Genomic DNA, 306 nt, shown 5'->3' on the forward strand with positions numbered 1-306 from the left:
CTGCGCAGGTGGTCAGCCGCCCCGCGGCCGCGCTGATGCCGGGCCTGGTCAACGCGCACACGCACAACCCGATGACCCTGCTGCGCGGCGTCGCCGACGACCTGCGCAGCGCGGAAGCGTGCGCGTGCTTCCGCACGCGGCAGGATGGCGACGATCTCGCTGCCACGCACGGCAACGGCGTGGTCTTCCAGCACCACCGCATGCGGCTCGATCGGAACGACATAACCGGCTTCGATGAGCAGGTCGCAGGCTTCGGGGAGGTGCGGGCTATCGCGCATGCGGGCTCACTGGCTTGGGGGCGGCGAG

General features: G+C 71.2%; 1 protein-coding gene. It reads left to right on the forward strand.

Annotation, left to right across the window (positions count from 1 at the left end; all coding sequences use genetic code 11):
- A partial coding sequence (locus tag EN850_RS36960) for a hypothetical protein (RefSeq protein WP_210238085.1) occupies positions 1 to 306 on the forward strand: 306 nt, incomplete at both ends.

Source organism: Mesorhizobium sp. M8A.F.Ca.ET.207.01.1.1 (assembly GCF_004794715.1).
Lineage (GTDB): Bacteria > Pseudomonadota > Alphaproteobacteria > Rhizobiales > Rhizobiaceae > Mesorhizobium.